The organism is Pseudomonas sp. MDV22-iso1 (assembly GCF_058145095.1).
Genome location: NZ_JBYVMF010000028.1, coordinates 50,334 through 73,073, shown reverse-complemented (window position 1 = coordinate 73,073; position 22,740 = coordinate 50,334). Strand labels below are relative to the sequence as shown.

At 60.6% G+C, this 22,740-nt stretch carries 13 protein-coding genes; 8 read left to right on the top strand and 5 right to left on the bottom strand.

The genetic code is table 11. From position 1 onward, the window contains the following. Nucleotides 1-981: 981 nt before the first annotated feature. The 3 genes from mgtA to AC3ZVB_RS24850 form a co-directional block, all read right to left on the bottom strand. Nucleotides 982-3,684 carry a magnesium-translocating P-type ATPase gene (gene mgtA / locus AC3ZVB_RS24860; RefSeq protein ID WP_490147989.1) on the bottom strand — a complete coding sequence of 901 codons (2,703 nt, stop codon included), beginning with the start codon at nt 3,682-3,684 and terminating at the stop codon, nt 982-984. 518 nt (nt 3,685-4,202) lie between these two features. Beyond that, nucleotides 4,203-5,540 carry a lysine N(6)-hydroxylase/L-ornithine N(5)-oxygenase family protein gene (locus AC3ZVB_RS24855; protein ID WP_490147988.1) on the bottom strand — a complete coding sequence of 446 codons (1,338 nt, stop codon included), beginning with the start codon at nt 5,538-5,540 and terminating at the stop codon, nt 4,203-4,205. Nucleotides 5,541-5,674: 134 nt separating this feature from the next. Then, the gene (locus tag AC3ZVB_RS24850; RefSeq protein ID WP_490147987.1) at nt 5,675-6,157 is read right to left on the bottom strand and encodes a sigma-70 family RNA polymerase sigma factor; all 483 of its coding nucleotides are present in this window, start codon (nt 6,155-6,157) and stop codon (nt 5,675-5,677) included. 320 nt (nt 6,158-6,477) lie between these two features. Between AC3ZVB_RS24850 and AC3ZVB_RS24845 the strand changes: the two genes are divergently transcribed. Genes AC3ZVB_RS24845 through AC3ZVB_RS24835 form a run of 3 tightly spaced genes read left to right on the top strand, consistent with a single transcriptional unit; the run spans nt 6,478 to nt 11,026 of the window. Next, nucleotides 6,478-7,650 carry an efflux RND transporter periplasmic adaptor subunit gene (locus tag AC3ZVB_RS24845; RefSeq protein WP_490147986.1) on the top strand — a complete coding sequence of 391 codons (1,173 nt, stop codon included), beginning with the start codon at nt 6,478-6,480 and terminating at the stop codon, nt 7,648-7,650. Beyond that, nucleotides 7,651-9,624 (top strand): MacB family efflux pump subunit, encoded by a 1,974-nt coding sequence (locus tag AC3ZVB_RS24840; protein WP_490147985.1) that lies wholly within the window; start codon nt 7,651-7,653, stop codon nt 9,622-9,624. 7 nt (nt 9,625-9,631) lie between these two features. After that, complete coding sequence (locus tag AC3ZVB_RS24835; RefSeq protein WP_490147984.1) at nt 9,632-11,026, top strand: efflux transporter outer membrane subunit; 1,395 nt, start codon at nt 9,632-9,634, stop codon at nt 11,024-11,026. 144 nt (nt 11,027-11,170) lie between these two features. Here AC3ZVB_RS24835 and pvdP read toward each other — a convergent pair whose 3' ends face one another. Next, nucleotides 11,171-12,787 (bottom strand): pyoverdine maturation tyrosinase PvdP, encoded by a 1,617-nt coding sequence (gene pvdP / locus AC3ZVB_RS24830; protein ID WP_194692520.1) that lies wholly within the window; start codon nt 12,785-12,787, stop codon nt 11,171-11,173. Nucleotides 12,788-12,990: 203 nt separating this feature from the next. Between pvdP and pvdM the strand changes: the two genes are divergently transcribed. From pvdM to AC3ZVB_RS24805, 5 genes are all read left to right on the top strand, one after another. Continuing rightward, the gene (gene pvdM, locus AC3ZVB_RS24825; RefSeq protein ID WP_490147983.1) at nt 12,991-14,340 is read left to right on the top strand and encodes a pyoverdine-tailoring dipeptidase-like protein PvdM; all 1,350 of its coding nucleotides are present in this window, start codon (nt 12,991-12,993) and stop codon (nt 14,338-14,340) included. A 31-nt stretch (nt 14,341-14,371) separates the two neighbouring features. After that, nucleotides 14,372-15,652: a pyoverdine-tailoring periplasmic protein PvdN gene (gene pvdN / locus AC3ZVB_RS24820; RefSeq protein WP_490147982.1), complete on the top strand. Its 1,281-nt coding sequence runs from the start codon at nt 14,372-14,374 to the stop codon at nt 15,650-15,652. A 193-nt stretch (nt 15,653-15,845) separates the two neighbouring features. Further along, nucleotides 15,846-16,724: a dihydropyoverdine dehydrogenase gene (gene pvdO, locus AC3ZVB_RS24815; protein WP_490147981.1), complete on the top strand. Its 879-nt coding sequence runs from the start codon at nt 15,846-15,848 to the stop codon at nt 16,722-16,724. 246 nt (nt 16,725-16,970) lie between these two features. Then, entirely contained in the window at nt 16,971-18,620 is a 1,650-nt protein-coding gene (locus AC3ZVB_RS24810) for a cyclic peptide export ABC transporter (protein WP_490147980.1), read from the top strand. Between the two features lie 289 nt (nt 18,621-18,909). Beyond that, entirely contained in the window at nt 18,910-21,372 is a 2,463-nt protein-coding gene (locus AC3ZVB_RS24805; protein ID WP_490147979.1) for a TonB-dependent siderophore receptor, read from the top strand. Between the two features lie 312 nt (nt 21,373-21,684). Here AC3ZVB_RS24805 and AC3ZVB_RS24800 read toward each other — a convergent pair whose 3' ends face one another. Continuing rightward, nucleotides 21,685-22,641 (bottom strand): alpha/beta hydrolase, encoded by a 957-nt coding sequence (locus AC3ZVB_RS24800; RefSeq protein WP_490147978.1) that lies wholly within the window; start codon nt 22,639-22,641, stop codon nt 21,685-21,687. Nucleotides 22,642-22,740: the final 99 nt, after the last annotated feature.

The following is a 22,740-nucleotide window of genomic DNA, read 5'->3' as shown; positions in this document are numbered from 1 at the left end:
GAGTCAGAACTGAGTTTTTAGTCCCACCCCACCCCTCAAGTCTAAACATACAAGCTGAGCTTGCTCGCGATGGCGGCCTGATAACCTATGCATCTTTCCCTGATGTCCCTGGCTCAAACTGTAGGAGCGAGCCTGCTCGCGATGGACGTAAACGATGACGCGATTTCATTGGGAAAACTCTTCGCCTGCAAGTCCACCGTAGGAAACGTTGTTCACATCCGTATCCGCACAAAGACCGCCGCCGAAGCAACGGCAAGATTAAAAGATCGCAGCCTCGTTGCACTCGACAGCTCCTACAAGCGGCCACGCCTGAAGAGTCGGAAACCAATAGCAGCCGTAAGCGCAGTAATGGATATGTACACCAGCAAGACACTCCCCGCCGATCACGCCGCGATCGCGAGCAGGCTCGCTCCTACAGTTTGATCCGGGTATATCCGGGAGATAGGAGTCGGCTGTGAGCCCGTCATCGCGAGCAAGCTCAGCTCCCACAGGTGAACGCGTGAGCCGCGAAAGTCAGGTCGGCTGTCAGGCCGCCTCGCTGTGGCTTTTGATTTTGATCTTCTTGCCCCATCGGCAGGCTGAGCGCAGGTTCTGTGCAGTGGGTAACCCGGCAAGGATGCCGGGTTAGCCGCGCACGGCCAGGGATGGCCGATCGCGGCGGGCCCACGGAGCAGGACCGGAGCGAGGGTATGCCGAGCCCAGGCGAGGCACCGCACGAAAGGGGCAAGAGCGTTTGGTTACTTGGCGCTCTTCCAAGTGACTCGCCGTAAGGGCGAAACCCATAGAAGCCGTGACCGCAGGAATGGATATGTACACCCGCAAGAATCTCAGCGCCGATCAAACCGCCATCGCCGGCAGGCCAGCTCCCACAATTTGATTTGGGTACACCCGCCAGAAATGGGCAACTGTCAGCCCGTCATCGCGAGCAAGCTTTGCTCCTGCAGTGGATTCAGCAGACCTCGCGAAGACGAACGACGAGCCTCACTGCCACCCAAACCGCCGAACATAAAACCCCTTCACCGCCTGCGTCAGCCCCATATAAGCCAACAAAATCACCGGCAAAAACACAAAGTACAACGACGGCAACGCCTGCAATTTGAAGTAATGCGCAAGCGGCCCCATCGGCAGAAAAATCCCGACAGCCATGATAATCCCCGTCATCACCATCAACGGCATCGCCGCGCGGCTTTGCAGGAAAGGGATCTTCGGCGTACGAATCATGTGCACGATCAGCGTCTGTGTCAGCAACCCGACCACGAACCAGCCCGACTGGAACAGCGTCTGGTGATCCGGGGTATTGGCATCGAACACGTACCACATCAACGCAAACGTGGTGATGTCGAAAATCGAACTGATCGGGCCGAAGAACAGCATGAAACGTCCGACATCAGCTGGCTGCCAACGCTGGGGTTGCTTGAGCATCTCTTCATCAACGTTATCGAACGGAATGGCGATCTGCGAAATGTCGTAGAGCAGATTCTGCACCAGCAGGTGCATCGGCAACATCGGCAGGAACGGGATGAACGCGCTCGCCACCAACACCGAGAACACGTTGCCGAAGTTCGAGCTGGCGGTCATTTTGATGTACTTGAGCATGTTGGCGAAGGTCCGGCGGCCTTCCAGAACCCCCTCTTCCAGCACCATCAGGCTTTTTTCCAGAAGGATGATGTCGGCCGCTTCCTTGGCAATGTCCACGGCGCTGTCCACCGAAATTCCGATGTCCGCCGTGCGCAAGGCCGGTGCGTCATTGATCCCGTCGCCCATGAAACCCACCACATGTCCGTTGCTTTTTAGCAGGCGGACGATGCGTTCCTTGTGCGAGGGCGTGAGTTTGGTGAAGACGTTGGTTGTCTCGACTGCCACCGCCAGCTCGGCGTCGGTCATGCGCTCAATGTCATTGCCCATCAACAGGCCTTGTTGCTCCAGACCTACCTCGCGGCAGATCTTGGCCGTCACCAGCTCGTTGTCGCCGGTCAACACTTTTACCGCCACGCCGTGGGCGGCCAGGGCTTTCAGGGCGGGCGCGGTGCTTTCCTTCGGCGGGTCGAGAAAGGCCACATAGCCAATCAGCGTCAATGCCTGTTCATCCGCCAGGCTGTACGTATCGCGCCCCTCGCTCATCGGCCGCGCCGCCACGGCCACCACCCGCAGTCCTTCGGCGTTGAACGCTGCAGTGACCTGACGAATCCGCGTCAGCAGTTCCTCGGTCAACGCTTCGTCGATAACACCGTGGCGCACCCGCGAGCACACCGCCAGCACCTCCTCCACGGCACCTTTGCAGATCAACAGATGGGAATGATCACGCTCGGCCACCACCACCGACATGCGCCGACGGGTGAAGTCGAAGGGAATCTCGTCGACCTTGCGAAACGCCGTGCCGACTTTCAGTTCGCGGTGAATGTCGACGTGTTCGAGCACGGCTACGTCCAGCAGATTTTTCAGGCCGGTCTGGTAGTAGCTGTTGAGGTAGGCCATTTCCAGCACATCATCAGAGTCGTTCCCCCAGACATCGACGTTGCGCGCCAGGAAAATCCGGTCCTGGGTCAGAGTGCCGGTCTTGTCGGTGCACAGCACGTCCATGGCGCCGAAGTTCTGGATGGCGTCGAGGCGTTTGACGATGACTTTTTTGCGCGACAAAAATACCGCGCCCTTGGCCAGGGTCGAGGTGACGATCATCGGCAACATTTCCGGGGTCAGGCCGACAGCAATCGACAACGCAAACAGCAACGCTTCGGTCCAGTCGCCCTTGGTGAAACCATTGATGAATAGCACCAGCGGCGCCATGACGAACATGAAGCGGATCAGCAACCAGCTGACTTTGTTGACCCCGGTCTGAAACGAGGTGGGCGCGCGATCGGTGGCGCCGACCCGTTGTGCCAACGCACCGAAATAGGTGCTGTTGCCGGTAGTCAGCACCACCGCCGTCGCGGTGCCGGACACCACGTTGGTGCCCATGAACAGGATGTTGTCGAGGTCCAGCGGGTTGTCGGTATCGTCGTCCTGCTGCCGAGGAAATTTCTCCACGGGCATCGATTCGCCGGTCATCGCAGCCTGGCTGACGAACAGATCCTTGGCCCCGAGCACCCGGCAATCGGCGGGAATCATGTCGCCCGCCGACAACACGATCAGGTCCCCCGGCACCAGTTGCTTGATCGGCAATTCGATCCGGTGTTCATCGCGGCGCAACACCGTGGCCGTGTTGCTGACCATCGCTTTGAGCGCGTCGGCAGCCTGGTTGGATTTGGTTTCCTGCCAGAAGCGCAGCAAGGTCGAGAGCACCACCATCGAGAAAATCACGATCGCGGCTTTCAGGTCTTCGGTCAGCCAGGAAATGACCGCCAACAATGTAAGCAGCAAGTTGAACGGATTTTTGTAGCAGTGCCACAGGTGAGTCCACCAAGACAACGGCTGCTCATGCTCGACTTCATTGAGCCCGAAGCGTTCGCGCAGGACGTCGGCTTCAAGGTCACTGAGCCCGTGGGTGTGGCTGCCGAGACTGTTGAGCAGTTGACCGGCTTCGCTGTTAGCGGCGCTGATCAGAGTTTGTGCCAGCGTCGGCGGCACTGCGCGGCTGACGGTGGTGTCGGTGAAGTTTTCCAGCAGCGCCAATCGACGAAAATGCCGGGCGATGTGGCGAGTGCGCAGGAATCCGGCGAAGAATTCTTTGAGCAGGGTCAGGTTCATGGCAGTTCCCCCAGGGTCAGCCGGGAAACCTTCGAGCAGGCGTGTCGAGACGCCGCGATGACGACACGAAGGTCGACCATCACGCACAGTTCAGCGTCGTAGAGAGGGCATCGAAAATCGCACCGGTAGTGGCTGCGATCGGAAGGCCGCTGCTCGCGTTCAGGCGAGACAACGGCACAAAAAAAGCTGCGCGTTATCTTGCCGAGAATGTGCCGGTTTTCAGGACCGGCCGACGTCTGTCACTCGAACAAGTACCCACTGTGGGTCTCCGCTATTGATTGAAAACACGCGAAGCTTGCGCCGCTGTTTAAGGAAAGTAAACGCGGTGTTTGGGGTGCACGGGGGGAATTTCGGGGTTCTTCAGGAGGGGTTCAGGATTGAGAATTTTTGGTGACGGTAGGGACGCCATCGCGAGCAGGCTCGCTCCTACATGGGTCCTGTGTATACAGATCCAATGTAGGAGCGAGCCTGCTCTGGGCGGCATTCCGACGATGGCGGTTTCACTGTCGCAGAAAATCTCAGCTAGCCGTCGCCAACAACAGATCCACCATCGACCGGCTATGCCCACGGTTCTCGCCATGTTCATACAACGACCCGGCAATCTCATCCGCACGGATCGGCAGGATCGACAGCAAGGTGTCGCTCAAACCATGACTCGCCTGGCAGAAGCCCTGCATATAGATGCCGGCCTTGCAGCGGTCGTCGGTGATCAGTTTGTAATTGCGGTCCACCTCGAAATCACCCAGGTACTGCTCCAGCGGTGCCAGCAGTTTGCGGTGCATCTGGCGCTCGTAACCGGTGGCCAGGACCACGGCGTCGTAGTGACGCACCGTGACTTCACCGGTCGCGTTGTTACGCATCGTCAGTTCGATGCCGTGCTCGGTGGCGGTGGCTTTTGAAAGCGTGGTCAGGGTGCGGAATGCATGACGGGCGATGCCCGAGACTTTCTGGCGATAGAAGATGCCGTAGATGCGTTCGATCAGATCGATGTCCACCACCGAATAATTGGTGTTGTGGTACTCGTTGACCAAACGCTCGCGCTCGCTGCTGGCTTGCTGGAACACCAGGTCGGTGAACTCCGGCGAGAACACTTCGTTGACGAAGGGGCTGTCATCGGCGGGTTTCAGGGCTGAGCCGCGCAGGATCATGTCCACCTGCACCGATGGGAAGCTGTCGTTCAAATCGATAAATGCTTCCGCGGCGCTCTGCCCGCCCCCGATGATCGCGATGCTCATCGGCTGATTATTCACGCACGGTTGATTGGCCATCTGTGCCAGGTACTGGGAATGGTGGAACACACGGTTGTCACCTTTAAGCGCTTTAAACGCTTCCGGGATGCGCGGTGTGCCGCCGGCGCTGACCACCACCGAACGCGTGGTGCGAACGTGCTGCTGACCTTGGGCGTCTTTGGAAATCACCCGCAGCGCTTCGACCTGCTGGTTGTGTAGCACCGGCTCGATGGTCAGCACTTCTTCACCGTAGCGGCTCTGGGTGTCGAACTGTGCGACAACCCAGCGCAGGTAATCGTTGTACTCCATGCGGCACGGGTAAAAAGTGCCCAGGTTGATGAAGTCCACCAGACGACCGTGGTGCTTCAGGTAATTGACGAACGAGTAAGGACTGGTCGGGTTGCGCAGGGTTACCAGGTCTTTGAGGAAGGAGATCTGCAACTCGCTCTGGGTCACCAGGGTGTTGCCGTGCCAGCGGTAGTCGGCCTGCTTGTCGAGAAACAGTACATCCAGTTCCCCCTGGCTCGATCCGCGTTCTTGCAGAGCGATGGCCAACGCCAGGTTCGAAGGGCCGAAACCGACGCCGATCAGGTCGTGAACGATGGGCGATGCAATTGCCTGTGTCATTTCCAGTGTCCTCTGGATGAACCCCCGAGCAGCGGGGAGGAAAAGCTGAGTGACCTGACCGGCCCTGGGGCAGGACAGCAGGTCGTCTGTTGAGTAAGGACGAGGACAATGAAACAAAATTTAACACGATGAGATCAGTGGGCATCCCACTGCAGCATCCGTACCCGGCAATGCTTCATCGCGTTGACGATGTGCTTTTCCACCAGCGCCCGGGAGATCCCCAGGCGTTCGGCGATCTCGGGGTGGGAGAGGCCTTCGATCTTGCGCAGCAGAAAACTTTCGCGGCACAACGGCGGCAATTCAGACAAGGCACGCTGGAGCATTTCCAGGCGTTGGCCGTGGTCGAGGCTGTTGTGCGGGGACGGGGAGAAATAGCGCTCTTCGTTATCGAGCACTTCCAGCGACTCGACCTGACGCAGGGCGTTGCGCCGATGGTCATCGATCACCAGATTGAGCGCGGTGCGGTACAAAAACGCCCGGGGCTGCTCGATCGGCGTGGTGCTGGAGCGTTCCAAAACCCGTAGATAAGCGTCATGCACCACATCTTCGGCGACCTGACGGTTGCCTAGCTTGGCGTTCAGGAAACACACCAGCTCACGATAGTAGTTTTCCAACATGACTCCCGTCCGCACGGGTGCGGATTCATTCCTTGAGCCACTCTGTCGACCGCCAAAATGGGCAGTGGCAAGATAGTGGCAGAGCGAGGCGCGTAATTTATAGTAATTCTCATATAGATTTAAAGTATTGCTTCATCTTGCCCGACAAATAGTCATGGTCTATATGTGTGCCCCCACGTGACCGCGCCTAAATTCGACGCGGCGTTTCTCGTATTAAGGACAGCTCCCCGTCTCTGTCGGTCTGCCGACAGCGTTCACTTATTGCCGGACTTTTCTTGCAAAACGAACGACGGGTCGATTTCCATTGACTGGAACCCTGCATGAAACGTCCCCGTCACGCCCGACGCGCCCTGCTTGTAACACTGTGTCTGATCCCCGTTATCGCCGTCGCCGCCTGGCAGTTCATCCCCCCCGGTCGTGACAAGTTCGCCACCGTGCAGGTCACCCGTGGCGACATCGAAACCAGTGTCACGGCGTTGGGCACGCTGCAACCTCGGCGTTATGTCGACGTCGGTGCCCAGGCGTCCGGGCAAATCCACAAGATCCATGTGGAAGTCGGCGACGTGGTCAAGGAAGGCCAGTTGCTGGTGGAAATCGACCCATCGACGCAACAGGCCAAACTCGACGCCGGACGCTTTTCCATCGAGAACCTCAAGTTTCAGCTCGAGGAACAACGGGCACAGCACGAACTGGCCCGGCAGAAATTCCAGCGCCAACAGAACCTCAAGGCCGGCGGTGCCACCCGTGAGGAAGACGTGCAGACGGCCCAGGCAGAACTGCGCGCCACCCAGGCGCGCATAGACATGTTCCAGGCGCAGATCCGCCAGGCCCAGGCCAGCCTGCGCAGCGACCAGGCCGAGCTCGGTTACACGCGCATTTATGCACCGATGGCCGGCACCGTCGTCGCCCTTGATGCCCGTGAAGGCCAGACGCTCAATGCCCAGCAGCAAACGCCGTTGATTTTGCGCATCGCCAAATTGTCGCCGATGACCGTCTGGGCCGAGGTCTCTGAAGCGGACATCGGCCACGTCAAACCCGGCATGCAGGCCTGGTTCACCACCCTCAGCGGAGGCACTCGACGCTGGAGCAGCACCGTGCGCCAGATTCTTCCGGTGCCGCCAAAACCCCTCGATCAAACCAGTCAAGGCGGCGGCAGTCCGGCCAGTTCGAGTAAAAGCGGCAGCGCGCGCGTGGTGCTGTACACCGTGTTGCTCGACGTCGATAACGCCGATAACGCGCTGATGGCAGAGATGACCACTCAGGTGTTTTTCGTGTCCGACCAGGCGAAAAACGTCTTGACCGCGCCCATTGCCGCCCTGCAATCCGGTACAAAAACGGACATCCAGACCGCCCAGGTAGTCGCCGAGAACGGCAGTCTGCAGCAGCGCGATGTCCGTACCGGCATCAGCGATCGTCTGCGGGTACAGATCCTCGACGGCTTGCAGGAAGGCGATCACCTGTTGATCGGACCGGTCGACGGGAGTGGCGGCTGAATGCTGACGCCCCTGATCGACCTGCAGGACATCCGCAAATCCTACGGCGGTGGCGACGCGCCTGAAGTTCAGGTGTTGCGCGGCATCGACCTGTCGATCCACGCGGGCGAATTCGTCGCCATCGTCGGTGCCTCGGGCTCCGGCAAATCGACCTTGATGAACATCCTCGGCTGCCTCGACCGCCCGACGTCGGGCGAGTATCGCTTCGCCGGGGAAAACGTCGCCGGCCTCGACAGCGATGAACTGGCCTGGCTACGCCGCGAGGCATTCGGCTTTGTGTTCCAGGGGTACCACCTGATCCCGTCCGGCTCGGCCCAGGAAAACGTCGAGATGCCGGCGATCTACGCCGGCACCCCGGCCGCGGAACGTCATGCCCGCGCCGCCGCCCTCCTCGACCGGCTCGGCCTGGCGTCACGCACCGGCAACCGTCCGCATCAACTTTCCGGCGGCCAACAGCAACGGGTGTCGATCGCCCGCGCCTTGATGAACGGCGGCCACATTATTCTGGCCGACGAACCTACTGGCGCTTTGGACAGCCACAGTGGCGCCGAGGTCATGACCCTGCTCGACGAACTGGCGAGCCAGGGCCACGTGGTGATCCTCATTACCCACGACCGCGAAGTCGCGGCACGGGCCAAGCGCATCATCGAAATTCGCGACGGGCTGATCATCAGCGACAGCGCCCGTGACCATCCCGAGGTCCAGACCTCGGCCAATCCCGGCGCCTTGCAAGCGGTGGATTTGCGCAAGCGTCTGACCGAAGGCGCCGAAGCCACGGGCGCCTGGAAAGGTGAGCTGGTGGACGCGGTGCAAGCGGCGTGGCGGGTGATGTGGATCAACAAGTTCCGCACCGCGCTGACGCTGCTGGGCATCATCATCGGCGTTGCGTCGGTGGTGGTGATGCTGGCCGTCGGTGAAGGCAGCAAGCGCCAGGTGATGGCGCAGATGGGCGCATTCGGCTCCAACATCATTTACCTCAGCGGCTCCTCGCCGAACCCGCGAACCCCGCTGGGCATCGTGACGCTGGACGAGGTCAAGGCGGTGGCGAGCCTGCCGCAGGTGATGCGCATCATGCCGGTCAACGGTCAGGAGGCCGGGGTGCGCTTCGGCAATCTTGATCACATGAGCTACGTCGGCGGCAACGACACCAACTTTCCGGCCATCTTCAACTGGCCCGTGGTCGAGGGCAGTTACTTCACCGAGGCTGATGAACAGAACGCAGCCGCCGTGGCGGTGATCGGTCACAAGGTGCGGCAGAAACTGCTGAAGAACGTCGCCAACCCGATCGGCCAGTACATCCTGATCGAAAACGTGCCGTTCCAGGTGGTCGGCGTGCTGGCCGAGAAAGGCGCCAGCTCCGGCGACTCCGACAGCGACGACCGCATCGCCATCCCCTACTCGGCGGCCAGCGTACGGTTGTTCGGCACCCATAATCCGGAATACATCGCCATCGCCGCTGCCGATGCGCGCAAGGTCAAGGAGGCGGAACAGGCCATCGAGCAGTTGATGCTGCGCCTGCATAACGGCAAGAAAGATTTCGAGCTGACCAACAACGCGGCGATGATCCAGGCCGAGGCGCGCACACAAAATACCCTGTCGCTGATGCTCGGTTCGATTGCCGCGATTTCGCTGTTGGTCGGCGGGATCGGCGTGATGAACATCATGCTCATGACGGTGCGTGAACGAACCCGGGAGATTGGCATCCGCATGGCCACCGGTGCACGCCAGCGCGACATTCTGCGCCAGTTTCTGACCGAGGCGGTGATGCTCTCGGTGGTGGGCGGACTCGCTGGTATTGCACTCGCGCTGATCGTCGGCGGCGTGCTGATCCTCAGCGAAGTGGCGGTCGCCTTTTCCTTGATAGCGGTGCTTGGTGCCTTTGGCTGCGCCTTGGTCACCGGTGTTGTCTTCGGCTTCATGCCGGCCCGCAAAGCTGCCCGACTCGACCCGGTCACGGCCCTTACCAGTGAATGATCGATTTATGAAGCCGCAACTCAGTCTGTTGACCCTCTGCGTGTTGCTCGGCGCGTGCGGCAGTCCCGCTCAGCGTCCGGACAGTGGTATTGCGCCTCCCGCCGCCTGGCAGTCGCCCCACAGCGAAAGCGCGACCCGCAGCAATGTGCAGTGGTGGTCGCAGTTCGGCAGCCCACAGCTGGATCGCCTGGTCGAGCAGGCCAGGGTCGGCAGTTTCGACCTGTCCGCCGCCATGGCCCGGGTGCGCCAGGCACAGGCGGAAACGGTGGTTGCCGGCGGCTCGCTACTGCCGGAGGTCAAGGCCGGCCTGAACGCCAACCGCCAGAAACTGCTACGCGGCAATGGCTACAGCCAGCTGGATGCCGACAGCAGCAACAAGGCGGTGGACTACTTCGACGCCAACCTCAGCGCCAGCTACGAAATCGATTTCTGGGGCGGCCAACGGGCGTCTCGCGACAGTGCACAGTTCGCTTTGCAGGCCAGCGAGTTCGATCAGGCAACCGTGGAGTTGACCCTGCTCAGCGGCGTCGCCAACGGTTACGCGCAAACCCTGTCACTGCAGGAGCAACAACGCATCGCCGAGCTCAACCTGGCCAACGCACAGAGCGTGCTGAAACTGGTTCAGACGCGCTTTGACTCGGGCTCGGCAACAACGCTGGAGCTGGCGCAACAGAAGAGCCTGGTGGCCGCGCAACAACGGCAATTGCCACTGGTGCAGCAACAGACGCAGGAGGCGCAGATCAGCCTCGCCGCCCTGCTTGGCCGGCCGTTGCAACAACTGTCCCTGGGGCAGGAACGTTTCGATCAACTGACCTGGCCGACGATCACGGCCGGGGTACCCAGCGAGCTGATCAGCCGTCGTCCGGACATTGCCCGCGCCGAAGCGCAACTGGCCGCCGCACAAGCGGACGTCACCGTTGCGCGCGCCGCCATGCTGCCTACCGTGACCCTGAGTGCCGAACTGGGCTCGGGTGCGGATCGCGCGGCGGATATCCTGCGCAGCCCGTTTTACAACCTCACCGCCGGGCTGCTTGCGCCGGTGTTCAACAATGGTCGCCTGGGTGCCGAGCGTGACAAGGCTACGGCCCGTCAGGAGGAGCTGCTGGAAGCGTATCGCGGAGCAATCATCAATGGCTTCGCCGACGTGGAAAAAGCCCTCAACAGCATTCGCGGGCTGGATGAGCAGCGGCAGTGGCAAGGGGAAGAACTGAATCAGGCGCAGACAGCGTTCAACATTGCCCAGAGTCGCTATCAGGCCGGGGCCGAGGATTTGCTGACAGTGCTGGAAACACAGCGAACGCTGTATACGGCGCAGGATTTGAATGTGCAACTGCGGCTGGCGCGGATGCAGGCGAGTATTGCGCTGTACAAGGCGTTGGGTGGGGGGTGGCAGGTTTTGTAGTGTGAGGTGCTTGAATGGGCCTCATCGCGAGCAGGCTCACTCCTACACTGATCTCCAGTGAACACGGAATCTGTGTTCAACAATGATCACCTGTGGGAGCAAAGCTTGCTCGCGATGAACGATAACGCAGTCTCAAGCCTGGCTTTATTTGGCCTTCAAATGCCGTGCATACCAAGGTCGTTGCGGTACTTTGCGCAACAGGTCCGCCAGCTTCTTCTCGTCCTCGCCGAAGGTAATGCGCAACGCCAGCTTCATGGTTTCCGGGTCCATTTCCACCGACTTGCCCGGCTGCAAACCCGGCGTGGTGCTGCAGCCGTGGGTGCCTGGCCCCAGCCAGGGATCATCAATTTCAACCCAACGCCCCGGCGCGAACCACGCCACGCCGTTGACCTCCAACCGATTCACCTCGCCCGGATGAAACCGCTCATGAGCCCGGAACCAGTCTTCCAGGCGATCATCGATCCAGCCGTGAAAATGCCAGAACACCGGGTTCACGTGGGACGAAAACGGGTCGCCGAGAAAGTCGTTTTCCGCAGCGAACCAGCGCGCGGAAAAGTCCGACGGATCCCGCGCAAACGGCACCGGCTGGCCATTGGACGGGTCCCGCGGCACCGAGGCCCAGCGCATGTGCAGCCAATCGTGCAGGCCTAATTCGACCTCCGAGCCGAACTGGCCCAGGGTCAGCTTCGACAGATAACGCGGATCGCGATAGCGCGACTCCCACACCTGAAAATTGCTGTGGTAGGTCTCGGCGGTTTTGATGTCAGCGACCCACTGCGAGTACTCGGCGTCGTCGTCCGCCAACCAGGTCGGTGGCAACGCTGTGCCGTCGTGATTATCGAAATACGCCGCGAAGCCCACACGATCGCGGACCAGTTCCGGTTGCGGCAACGGGAAGTGCGGCCACGAGGGTAGATCCTGCATCGAACGCGCCGTACCGAGCATGTGCCGGTGCATGAAGAAAAAGTCCACGCCGGACCCATTGCGATCCTTGCGCGCGCCACGGGCATCGCGCTCCTTATCGCGCGGGCCGGGCTGCCAGCCAATGCCGCGCAAAGCATTGCGCTTGTCTTCGGGCAGCGTGTGCCACTTGTCCCGGGAGGCGTGCCAGAGCTGGTGAAACAGGCGGTGTTCCGGGGAAATCAGCCAGGCCAACAGCGGCGCATTAAGGCCCGTGCGCTCCCGGGCTTCGGGAAAGGTGCGTTTGACGGCGATGAACCGATTGTCCTGGGCGGTCAGCATCAGCGGCCGATCCAGGTTGAGCACCCGACCACTGAGCGTGCCGCTGCCGGCATTGCCAAACCCGGCCCACACCTCGTCCAGGGACATGCTGAACTCGTAATCCGGCGTGTCGTGAAGCGCATTGGCGCTAATCAGTCGCCAGCTCAGTTCGGCAGGTTTGGCATCTGCCAGATCGCCCAATACCCGGTAGCGCGGCGCCTCGCTGGCCCGCAACCGCTCGGCGGTGTCGAGAAACCCGATCAAACCACGGCCCTTGTGACCGACGTCGAGGAACACTTCCAGACCGTCCCGAGGCAAGCCTTCGAGACCGCCGTCCTGCCCCTCGAAACGAATCTGCCAGACGCCACGCAAGGTGTTCGCCAGATGCTGGCCGGCGACATCCGCCACGTCGAACGAGGCTTCCCCGGGGGTGATCGTCGGATCCGGTTTGCTCCATTCGCGATGCCCATAAAAAGCCGCAGGCACGGCGGCACCGGTCAGCGCCAGGCCTGCCATGAACCATCGTCGAGAAATCGTCATTGCCCTACCTGTGTCAGCCATGAAGCAGGCTTTATCCAAGCTAGAACGTTTGCTGCTGCCGTAAATTTAAGAGCATCGCGAGCAAGCTTTGCTCGCGATGAGGCTCGCAAATTCAACTAAATTTCCAACCTGCAAACTCGTTCTTCCCAGATAGCAAAGGCCCCTGCGCCCGCATCGGGGTGGCGAACCTGACTGAGATGGCAATGACAAAACCACGTTCGAAAAAGGCTCTTTACCTCGGCCTGCCGCTGGCGCTGGCCATCACCGCCGGAGCCGGCTATGCGGCCTGGGATTACTGGTTCAAGGACAATCCTGGTTACCCGGTGAAGGTGATGAAGCAAGCCGATGAGCTGCAAGAGCGCATCCTTTCCTTCGACAGCCACGTCACCGTCCCGCTGGACTTCGGCACCGCCGGCAACGAAGCCGACAAGGACGGCACCGGCCAGTTCGACCTGGTCAAGACCGGGCGCGGTCGTCTGTCCGGCGCAGCCCTGACCATCTTCGGCTGGCCGGAAATCTGGAACGGCGAAAACGCACCCCACCGCCCCACCGCCGGGTTCGTCGACGAGGCGCGGTTCGAGCAGGAAACCCGCTACAAGATCATCAGCACGATGGTGCGCGACTTCCCCAACCAGGTCGCCATCGCCTACACCCCCGACGACTTCCGGCGCCTGCACGGCGAAGGCAAGTTTGCGATTTTCCTCAGCATGCTCAACGCCTACCCGCTGGGCAACGACCTGAACGCCCTGGACACCTGGGCGGCACGGGGCATGCGCATGTTCGGCTTCAGCTACGTGGGCAACAACGCCTGGGCCGACTCCTCCCGCCCGCTGCCGTTTTTCAATGATTCCCGTGACGCCCTTGGCGGCTTGTCGGAGATCGGCCAGCAGGCCGTGCATCGTCTCAATGACCTCGGGGTGATCATCGATGTCTCGCAAATGTCGACCAAGGCACTGGAACAAGTCGCGCAGCTGAGTCGCACGCCGATGGTGGCCTCGCATTCGGCGCCGCGGGCGCTGGTGGACATCCCGCGCAACCTCAGCGACCCGGAAATGCAACTGATCAAGAACAGTGGCGGCGTGGTGCAGATCGTCGGTTTCCCGACCTACATCCGCCCGCTCAGCCAGGCCACTCAGGACAAGCTCAACGCCCTGCGTGCGCGCTTCGATCTGCAGCCCTTGCAAGGCCTGGAAATGGCCTTGATGCCGGGCGATCCGATCATCACCGTCTGGTCCGAGCAGCGCTTCGGCGAGTACGCCAGCCAGCTCTACGCGATTGTCGATGAAGAGCCCAAAGCCACACTCAAGGACTATGGCGACGCGATTGACTATGCGGTGAAGAAAATCGGTATCGACCATGTCGGCATCAGTTCCGACTTCAACGACGGCGGCGGTCTCGATGGCTGGAAAGACGTCAGCGAAGCCCGCAACGTGACGGCCGAGCTGATCAGCCGCGGCTACAGCGACGCCGGCATCGCCAAGCTCTGGGGCGGTAATTTCCTGCGGGTCTGGGACCAGGTTCAGCAGTCGTCGAAACCTGTGGCGAACCACTGATTTTTCTCTTTTGCAAAAGCGAACCGACCTCATGACCAACCGTCGTTCATTCCTCAAGCAGGCCGGCCTCCTTGCCGCGGGCCTGCCCTTGGGTGCCGCTGTGAACCTGCCGGCATTGGCCGCCAATCCAGCGCCGTTGCCGAAGGACAAATGGACGCAGTTGCGTCAGCTGTTCAACCAGGATCCGGACTACCTGCACTTCGCCAACTTCCTGGTGACGTCGCACCCGAGACCCGTGCGCGAAGCCATCGACAGGCACCGCGCCAACCTCGACCGCAACCCCGGCCGAGCCATGGACTGGGACCTGGGGGAAACCGAGAAACGCGAACAGGAAGTTCGCGCGTGGGCTGCTCGTTACCTCAAGGCCACCCCTGAACAGATCGCCCTCACCGGCAGCACCACCGAGGGTTTGTCGCTGATCTACGGCGGCATCCATGTGCGCCCGGACCAGGAAATCCTCACCACCGAACACGAGCACTACGCGACCAATTACACGCTGGATTACCGCCAACAGAAGGACGGGGTGAAGATCCGCAAGCTCAAGCTGTTCGAAAGCAGTCGCGACATTTCCGAGGACGAAGTGCTGGCGTCGATCGCCCAGGGCATTCGCCCGAATACTCGTGTGCTGGGCATGACCTGGGTGCAATCGGGCAGCGGCGTGAAACTGCCCATCGGCGAAATCGGCAAGCTGGTGGAAGAGCTGAACCGCAACCGCGACGAAAAAGACCGCATTCTGTACGTGGTCGACGGCGTGCATGGCTTCGGTGTCGAGAACCTCGATTTTCCTGACATGCATTGCGACTTTTTCATCGCCGGCACGCATAAATGGATGTTCGGTCCACGGGGCACCGGGATCATTTGCGCCCGCTCCGCCGAGCTCAAGGACGTGACGCCAACCATCCCGACCTTCTCCGAGGCAACGTCCTTCTCGACCATCATGACCCCCGGCGGCTATCACAGCTTCGAGCATCGCTGGGCGCTGGATGAGGCGTTCAAGCTGCACCTGCAAATGGGCAAGGCCGAGGTGCAGACACGCATTCATGCGCTGAACACCTATGCGAAAAATCGCCTGCTGGAACAGTCGCAGATCGAACTGGTGACGCCGCAAAGCCCGGCGCTGTCGGCTGGCTTCACCTTCTTCCGGATCAAGGACCGCGACTGCGAAAAAGTCGCCGCGCAGTTGATGGCAAACCGCGTTGTCTGCGATTCCGTGGAACGCGATGTTGGTCCGGTGATTCGCATTGCCCCGGGTTTGCTCAATACCGAACACGAGATCGACCGATTTATGGCCCTGCTGAGCAAGACAACCTGACGATGCACACCTGCGCACAGGATCAAAGGCATACAGGTTCATGTGGCGAGGGAGTTCACGCCCGCTGGGCTGCGCAGCAGGCCTCTGCTTTTGAGGTAAAGAGCGGGGTTGCTTCGCAACCCAACGGGGATGAATCCCCTCGCCACAATGATTTGTTGCTCATACCTCCGTTTTTCTTTACTCGAGATGACTCATGAATCGAGATCTGCCGACACTGCCACTCAAGGCGCTTGCCCTCACTGCACTCATGGCCGCTCTTGCACCTGCCACCGCCGTGGCCGCCACGCCGCCACAGCCGGGCAAGGTGTTCAAGGACTGTCGGGACTGCCCGGAAATGGTGGTGCTGCCCGCTGGCACGTTCACCATGGGCACGCCGGACGATGAAGTCGGTCGCGAGCCCGATGAAAGTCCGATGCATGCGGTAACCTTCGCCAAGCCCTTCGCCATGAGCCGCTTCCAGGTCACCGCCGGCGAATGGGACAGCTACATGCGCGACAGTGGCGTGACCATCGCCAATGGCGACACAAGGCCTGGTCGTGAGTGCGTCGCCAGCAAACCGCGTTACCCCCAGGGCCCGCGCCAGCCTGCGGTGTGCATGAATTTTGACGACGTGAAAAACTACGTCGCCTGGTTGTCGAAAAAGACCGGGCAGACGTACCGCATGGTCAGCGAAGCCCAGCGCGAATACGCCGCGCGTGGCGGTACCAAGGGACCGTTTCCCTTCCCCTTCGACGAGGGCAAGGAATACAGCATCGCCAAACACGCCAACACCTACGGCCCGGCGGACGGCTATAGCTACAGCTCGCCGGTGGGCAGTTATGCACCGAACGCGTTCGGCATGTACGACATGCATGGCAACGTCTATGAATGGGTCGAAGACTGCGAGCATCCGAACTACGTCGGCGCCCCCACCGACGGCAGCGCATGGGTCGAAGCCAAGTGCGAAGCGGTGCGAATTCGCGGCAACGACTGGGGTGAGGCTCCGGTGTTTTCCCGTTCAGGCAATCGCAACAGCCAGTACCCGCAAGAACGTGGGGACTGGATTGGACTCCGGATTGTGCGCGAGCTCTGAGTCACGCAGCGCCCTCTCCGCCCCGCACCAATCGAAACGCCGCACCGCCGCACCCTGTAGGAGCAGCCGCAGGCTGCGATCTTTTGATCTTGATTCTAAAAAACAAGATCAAAAGATCGCAGCCTTCGGCAGCTCCTACAGGGGTCGTGTCAATCTGTACTGCCGCCAGTCGGCGCCCCTCTAAATTAAGCCTGCGACCAGACGTTCTACTGGGTATCTGCCTTTACACCCAAGGAACTGTCTTCCATGACCCAGCCTCCCCGTGGCGCCATCGGCGAGTTGTTCGCCTTGCTGAAACCGTTTCGACTCATCGTCGCTACGTCCATTTTCCTGGGCATGGTCGGCGGTCTGAGCGTCACGGTCTTGCTGGCGACCATCAACAACGCCCTGCATTCGGACACCGGCCTGACCCAAGGCCTTGTCGCGTTGTTCGCGGGGCTGTGCCTGTTGGCGTTGGCCAGCTCGATCTGCTCGGACATCGGCACCAATTACGTCGGCCAGCACATCATCGCCAAGCTGCGTAAACAGTTGGGTGAAAAGGTTCTGTCGGCGCCCATTGAACAGATCGAGCGCTATCGCAGCCACCGCCTGATTCCGGTGCTGACTCACGACGTCGACACCATCAGCGACTTCGCATTTGCCTTCGCGCCACTGGCGATTTCCGTCACGGTGACCTTGGGTTGCATGGGTTATCTGGCGATGCTGTCGTGGCCGATGTTCCTGATCATGGTCGCTGCGATCCTGATCGGCACGGCCATCCAGGCCTACGCTCAAAGCAAGGGTGTGCAAGGTTTCATGGCCGCCCGCGATGCCGAAGATGAGCTGCAAAAGCACTACAACGCGATTGCCGAAGGTGCCAAGGAACTGCGTATTCATCGCCCACGCCGCCAACGCATGTTCGTCTCGGGGATCAAGTCCACGGCCGAATTCATCTGCAACACCCAGGTGCGCTCGATCAACACCTTTGTCATCGCCAAAACCTTTGGTTCCATGCTGTTCTTCGTGGTGATCGGCCTGGCGCTGGCACTGCAAACCTACTGGCCGAGCGCTGATAAAACCGTGATGAGCGGCTTTGTGCTGGTGCTGCTGTACATGAAAGGGCCGCTGGAACATTTGATCAGCACCCTGCCGATTGTCAGCCGCGCGCAAATCGCCTTCCGCCGGATCGCCGAACTGTCGGAGCAATTTTCCACCCCCGAACCGCATCTGCTCCTGAGCGATCAGGGCCAGGTCAAACAAGCGGTGCACGAACTGAAACTCGCCGATGTGCGTTTCGCCTTTCCTGCCGCCGAAGGTGCCGCGCCCTTCCAGCTGGGACCGGTGAACCTGACGATCAAGCAAGGCGACATCACCTTTATCGTCGGCGAAAACGGCTGCGGCAAGACCACGCTGATCAAGCTGCTGCTGGGGCTGTACACGCCGCAGCAGGGGGAAATCTGCGTCAATGGCGAGGCGATCGACGCACAGAACCGCGATGACTACCGCCAGTTGTTCACCACGATCTTTGCTGACTACTACCTGTTCGATGATGTGGTTCAGGGCGACCAACACATTCCCGAGGATGCCAACAAGTACCTGCAACGGCTGGAGATTTCGCACAAGGTCAGCGTCAAGGACGGCAGCTTCACCACCACCGACCTGTCCACCGGCCAGCGCAAACGCCTGGCCTTGGTGAATGCCTGGCTCGAGGAACGTCCGGTGCTGGTGTTTGACGAATGGGCGGCGGATCAGGACCCGACCTTCCGGCGAATCTTCTACACCGAGCTGCTGCCGGACCTGAAGCGCCTGGGCAAGACCATCATCGTGATCTCCCACGATGACCGGTATTTCGATGTAGCGGATCAGTTGGTGCGGATGGAAAGCGGGCGGGTTGTCACCGAGTTGGCCCCTGCCTGACTGGTGAAGAATGTAAACGCTTTTGTGGCGAGGGAGCTTGCTCCCGCTGGGCTGCGCAGCGGCCCCACTCTTTGCCTAAAAAGCAGGGGCCTGCTGCGCAGTCCAGCGGGAGCAAGCTCCCTCGCCACAGTAACCGAGTCAGCCTGCCGGTAATGCGAATACTACTGCCTTCACCCTCATGAATTTATTTTTAAAGTTTCTTTCCGGTTTTGTGTCTGCGCCCCGTCTTAATAATCATTCTTATTAACAAAAACGCTGCACAACACTTTTTCAGGAGCTCAGGTACGTAATGCGACCTCTCACACGCCGCACACCTCTCGCGCTGGCCGTAAAGCGCCCGACTTTGCATCGCACCCTGTTCACCAGCGTATTGCTGAGCGCCACCTTGCTGGGGAGCTCGATGGCCAATGCTGCACCTGTAAAAGTGAGTATTGCGGTACAGCCACTGTCCAGCGCACTCACCGAACTGGGCATGCAGACCAATCTGCAGATTCTGTACAGCCCGGACCAGGTCGCAGGGATCAAATCCCGCGCTGTGTCCGGTTCGCTGGAGCCGTCGCAAGCCCTGTCGGAACTGCTCAAGGGCACCGGCATCTCGTTCCAGATCAACGGCAACACCGTAACCCTGGTGTCCGGCGGCGGCTCGAGCCTGCAACTGGGCGCAACCACCATTTCCGGCCAGGCCCTGGGCCTGACCACTGAAGACACCGGTTCCTACACCACCGGTGCGACGACTACGGCGACCAAGCTGCCGTTGACCCTGCGTGAAACGCCGCAATCGGTGACCGTGGTGACGCGTCAGCAGATGGACGATCGCGGTGCCCAGAGCATCGCTGACGTACTGCGCAACACACCCGGCATTTCGGTTCAGCAATATGACAGCGACCGTACCGAGTACTCGGCCCGTGGTTTTGCCATCACCAACTTCCAGTACGACGGCGTCAACACCATCTACGACGGCGTGTACGACGAAGGTGCAACGCATGTCGACATGGCGACTTACGACCGCGTCGAAGTCATCAAAGGCGCCACTGGCCTGATGACCGGTTCGGGCGACCCTTCGGCAACGGTCAACCTGGTGCGCAAAAAACCGACCAAGGAATTCAAGGCATCAATTACCGGCACCGCGGGCTCGTGGGATAACTACCGTACCGAAGGCGACATCTCCGGTCCGCTGAACGATACCGGCACCGTGCGTGGTCGCTTCGTCGGCGCCTATCAGGACAAAGATTCCTACATCGATCACTACAGCCAGAAGAAGGACGTGTACTACGGTATCCTCGAAGCCGATCTCACGGACGACACCCTGCTGACCTTCGGCATCGACAATCAAAGCGTGACCCCACGCGGTTCGTCCTGGACCGGGAACCCGGTGTACTTCTCCGATGGCGGTCGCACCGACTTCTCTCGCAGCTTCAATCCGGGCGCCGACTGGAGCCGTCGTGACTTCGACACCACCACCTACTTCGCGTCCCTCGAACAGGCGCTGGCCAACGACTGGAAACTCAAGCTCAGCCTCAACCAGAAAACCACCGATCACGATACCCAACTGGCCTCGGCCAGCGGCGGCAACCCTGATCGCGCCACCGGCGAAGGCATGTTTCTCTACTGGGGTCGCTGGGAAGGCCATCGCGTTCAGGACACGGCAGACGTGAACGTGTCCGGACCGTTTTCCCTCGGCGGTCGCGAGCACGAACTGGTCGCCGGGTTCATGGCATCGCACTCACGTCAGACCGGCGCGACGTACGACACCAGCGCATTCTCGCCGGTCCCGGGCAGCATCTATGACTGGAACGGTACCCTGCCCAAGCAAGAGTTTCCGAAAAACGGCAAATACGAACGGACCCAGAGCCAGAACGGCATCTACCTCGCCACTCGCCTGCGTCCGACCGACGACCTGTCGTTCATCCTCGGCAGCCGTCTGAGCACCTTCAAGTACAACGAAGATTATTCCTATAACCCGGGTGCGGGTCTGGACGACACCCACGCCAGCTACAAGGAACACGGCGTCGTCACGCCCTATGCCGGTGTGGTCTATGACCTGAACGACACGTACTCGGTGTATGGCAGCTACACCAGCATTTACCAGCCGCAGATCTACAAGGACGTCAACGGTTCGACCCTGGCGCCGGTGGAAGGCAATGCTTATGAAACCGGTCTGAAAGCGGCCTACTTCGAAGGCAAGCTGAACGCCAGCCTGGCGTTCTTCCGTATCGAGCAGGACAACGTCGCTGAATCGATCGGCACCAACCCGGTCACCAACGAAGGCATCTACAAGGCCATCGACGGCGCCACCACCAACGGTGTCGAACTGGAACTGGCTGGCGAAGTGGCCCCAGACTGGAACGTGTCTGCCGGCTACACCTATGCACGTACTCGTGACCAGGACGAGCAGCGCATCTTCGGCTACCCGCTGTCCACGTCCAAGCCTGAACACGTTGTTCGCACGTTCACTACCTATCGCCTGCCTGGCGCGCTGAACCAGGTGACCATCGGTGGCGGCGTGAGCTGGCAGAGTGCGTTCTACGGCAAGATCTGGAGCACTCCCGCTAACGACTACACGCAGATCAAGCAAGGCGGCTACACCCTCGTGGACCTGATGACCCGCTACGCGTACGACGATCACCTGAGCTTCACCGTCAATGCCAACAACGTCTTCGACAAGAAGTACCTGACTGGCCTGGGTAACTTCGACACCACCTTCTACGGCGAACCGCGCAACCTGCAGCTGACCGCGAAGTATGATTTCTGAACGATAAGCTGAAATGAGAAATGCCCGCTTCGTGAGAGGCGGGCATTTTTTTGGGTGATGGTTTTGTGCTGAATGTGATGCCGTCTTCGCGAGCAAGCCCGCTCCCACAGTGAGCGGTGGTGTGGCTGGATCTTGTGATCAGCACCAAACCCTGTAGGAGTGAGCCTGCTCGCGATAGCGGACCAACAGTCACTCAATGGTGCCTGTCATGTCGCTATCGCGAGCAGGCTCACTCCTGCATTTGATCTTCAGTGAACACACAGGTCGTGCAGATCCGGGATCACATGTGGGCCGGCGGTTTGGTTTTTCGTCTCACAAACGTGCACGCACCCACTGCGCCACTTGCTCGTGAATGGCTTCCACTTCGCTCAACAACCCGCCCATGCGCATGAAGTCGTGGGTCATGCCTGGCTGTTCCAGCAGCGTCACTTCGTTCCCCGTTTCTCGCAGTCGCTCAGCGTAGGCCAGCCCTTCGTCGTGCAAGGGGTCATGTCCGGCGAGGTAGACCAGGGCGGGAGCGAGGCCTGACAGGTCCTGCGCCAGCAATGGCGAACAGCGCCAGTCGGCGAGGTCTGCGGGTGTGCGGCTGTAGTGGGCGTAGAACCAGTCCAGGGTCGGGGTTTCGAGCAGGTAGCCTTCGGAGAAATCCCGATGGGACGCGCGTTGGGTGGTGGCATCGGTGACCGGGTACACCAGCACCTGGGCCCTGGGTTTCAGCGTGAGTTCGGTCGGTTCACGCACGGCCATGATCGACAGGACCGTGGCCAACGTGGCACCGACGCTGTCGCCGGCCAACGCCACGCGTGTGGCATCGAGGCCGTGTCGCGCACCTTCGCGCACCAGCCAGTTGCCGGCATCGCAAGCGTCCTGCACCGGGGTCGGGAAACGCCATTGCGGGGCCAGACGATAATCCACCGTCAACAGGGCGAACCCGCCTTGCGCGGTCAGGCGTCGGCACAGCGCATCGTGAGAGTCGAGGCTGCCGACCACGTAGCCACCGCCGTGAAAATACAGCACCACGGGTTGCAAGCCGTCGCCTCCCTGGCCATCACGATACAACCGCGCCGGCAGGCTGAAGCCGTCTCGCGCGGTGATCGTGAGTGACTGGCAGGACACCGATTCCAGCGGTGTATCGAGGAAGCCCGAGGAGGCTTCGAAATCGATCCGTGCCTGCTCCGGGGTGAGTTCGTGCATGGCGCGGCTCTTGCCGGTCATGCGGCCGAACTCGGCGAGTTCGAGGAATGCTTCGAGTTCTGGCAGTACGGCCATGGAGTGAATCCTATGCAGAGAGGTCAAAAATCGGGTAGTACAAAAATCTTCAATTCAGCAACGTCCCCCTGTGGCGAGGGAGCTTGCTCCCGCTGGATC

Coding starts and splice junctions, on each gene's coding strand:
- mgtA (WP_490147989.1), bottom strand. CDS start 3,684: ATGAACCTGACCCTGCTCAAAGAATTCTTCGCCGGATTCCTGCGCACT.
- AC3ZVB_RS24855 (WP_490147988.1), bottom strand. CDS start 5,540: ATGACACAGGCAATTGCATCGCCCATCGTTCACGACCTGATCGGCGTC.
- AC3ZVB_RS24850 (WP_490147987.1), bottom strand. CDS start 6,157: ATGTTGGAAAACTACTATCGTGAGCTGGTGTGTTTCCTGAACGCCAAG.
- AC3ZVB_RS24845 (WP_490147986.1), top strand. CDS start 6,478: ATGAAACGTCCCCGTCACGCCCGACGCGCCCTGCTTGTAACACTGTGT.
- AC3ZVB_RS24840 (WP_490147985.1), top strand. CDS start 7,651: ATGCTGACGCCCCTGATCGACCTGCAGGACATCCGCAAATCCTACGGC.
- AC3ZVB_RS24835 (WP_490147984.1), top strand. CDS start 9,632: ATGAAGCCGCAACTCAGTCTGTTGACCCTCTGCGTGTTGCTCGGCGCG.
- pvdP (WP_194692520.1), bottom strand. CDS start 12,787: ATGACGATTTCTCGACGATGGTTCATGGCAGGCCTGGCGCTGACCGGT.
- pvdM (WP_490147983.1), top strand. CDS start 12,991: ATGACAAAACCACGTTCGAAAAAGGCTCTTTACCTCGGCCTGCCGCTG.
- pvdN (WP_490147982.1), top strand. CDS start 14,372: ATGACCAACCGTCGTTCATTCCTCAAGCAGGCCGGCCTCCTTGCCGCG.
- pvdO (WP_490147981.1), top strand. CDS start 15,846: ATGAATCGAGATCTGCCGACACTGCCACTCAAGGCGCTTGCCCTCACT.
- AC3ZVB_RS24810 (WP_490147980.1), top strand. CDS start 16,971: ATGACCCAGCCTCCCCGTGGCGCCATCGGCGAGTTGTTCGCCTTGCTG.
- AC3ZVB_RS24805 (WP_490147979.1), top strand. CDS start 18,910: ATGCGACCTCTCACACGCCGCACACCTCTCGCGCTGGCCGTAAAGCGC.
- AC3ZVB_RS24800 (WP_490147978.1), bottom strand. CDS start 22,641: ATGGCCGTACTGCCAGAACTCGAAGCATTCCTCGAACTCGCCGAGTTC.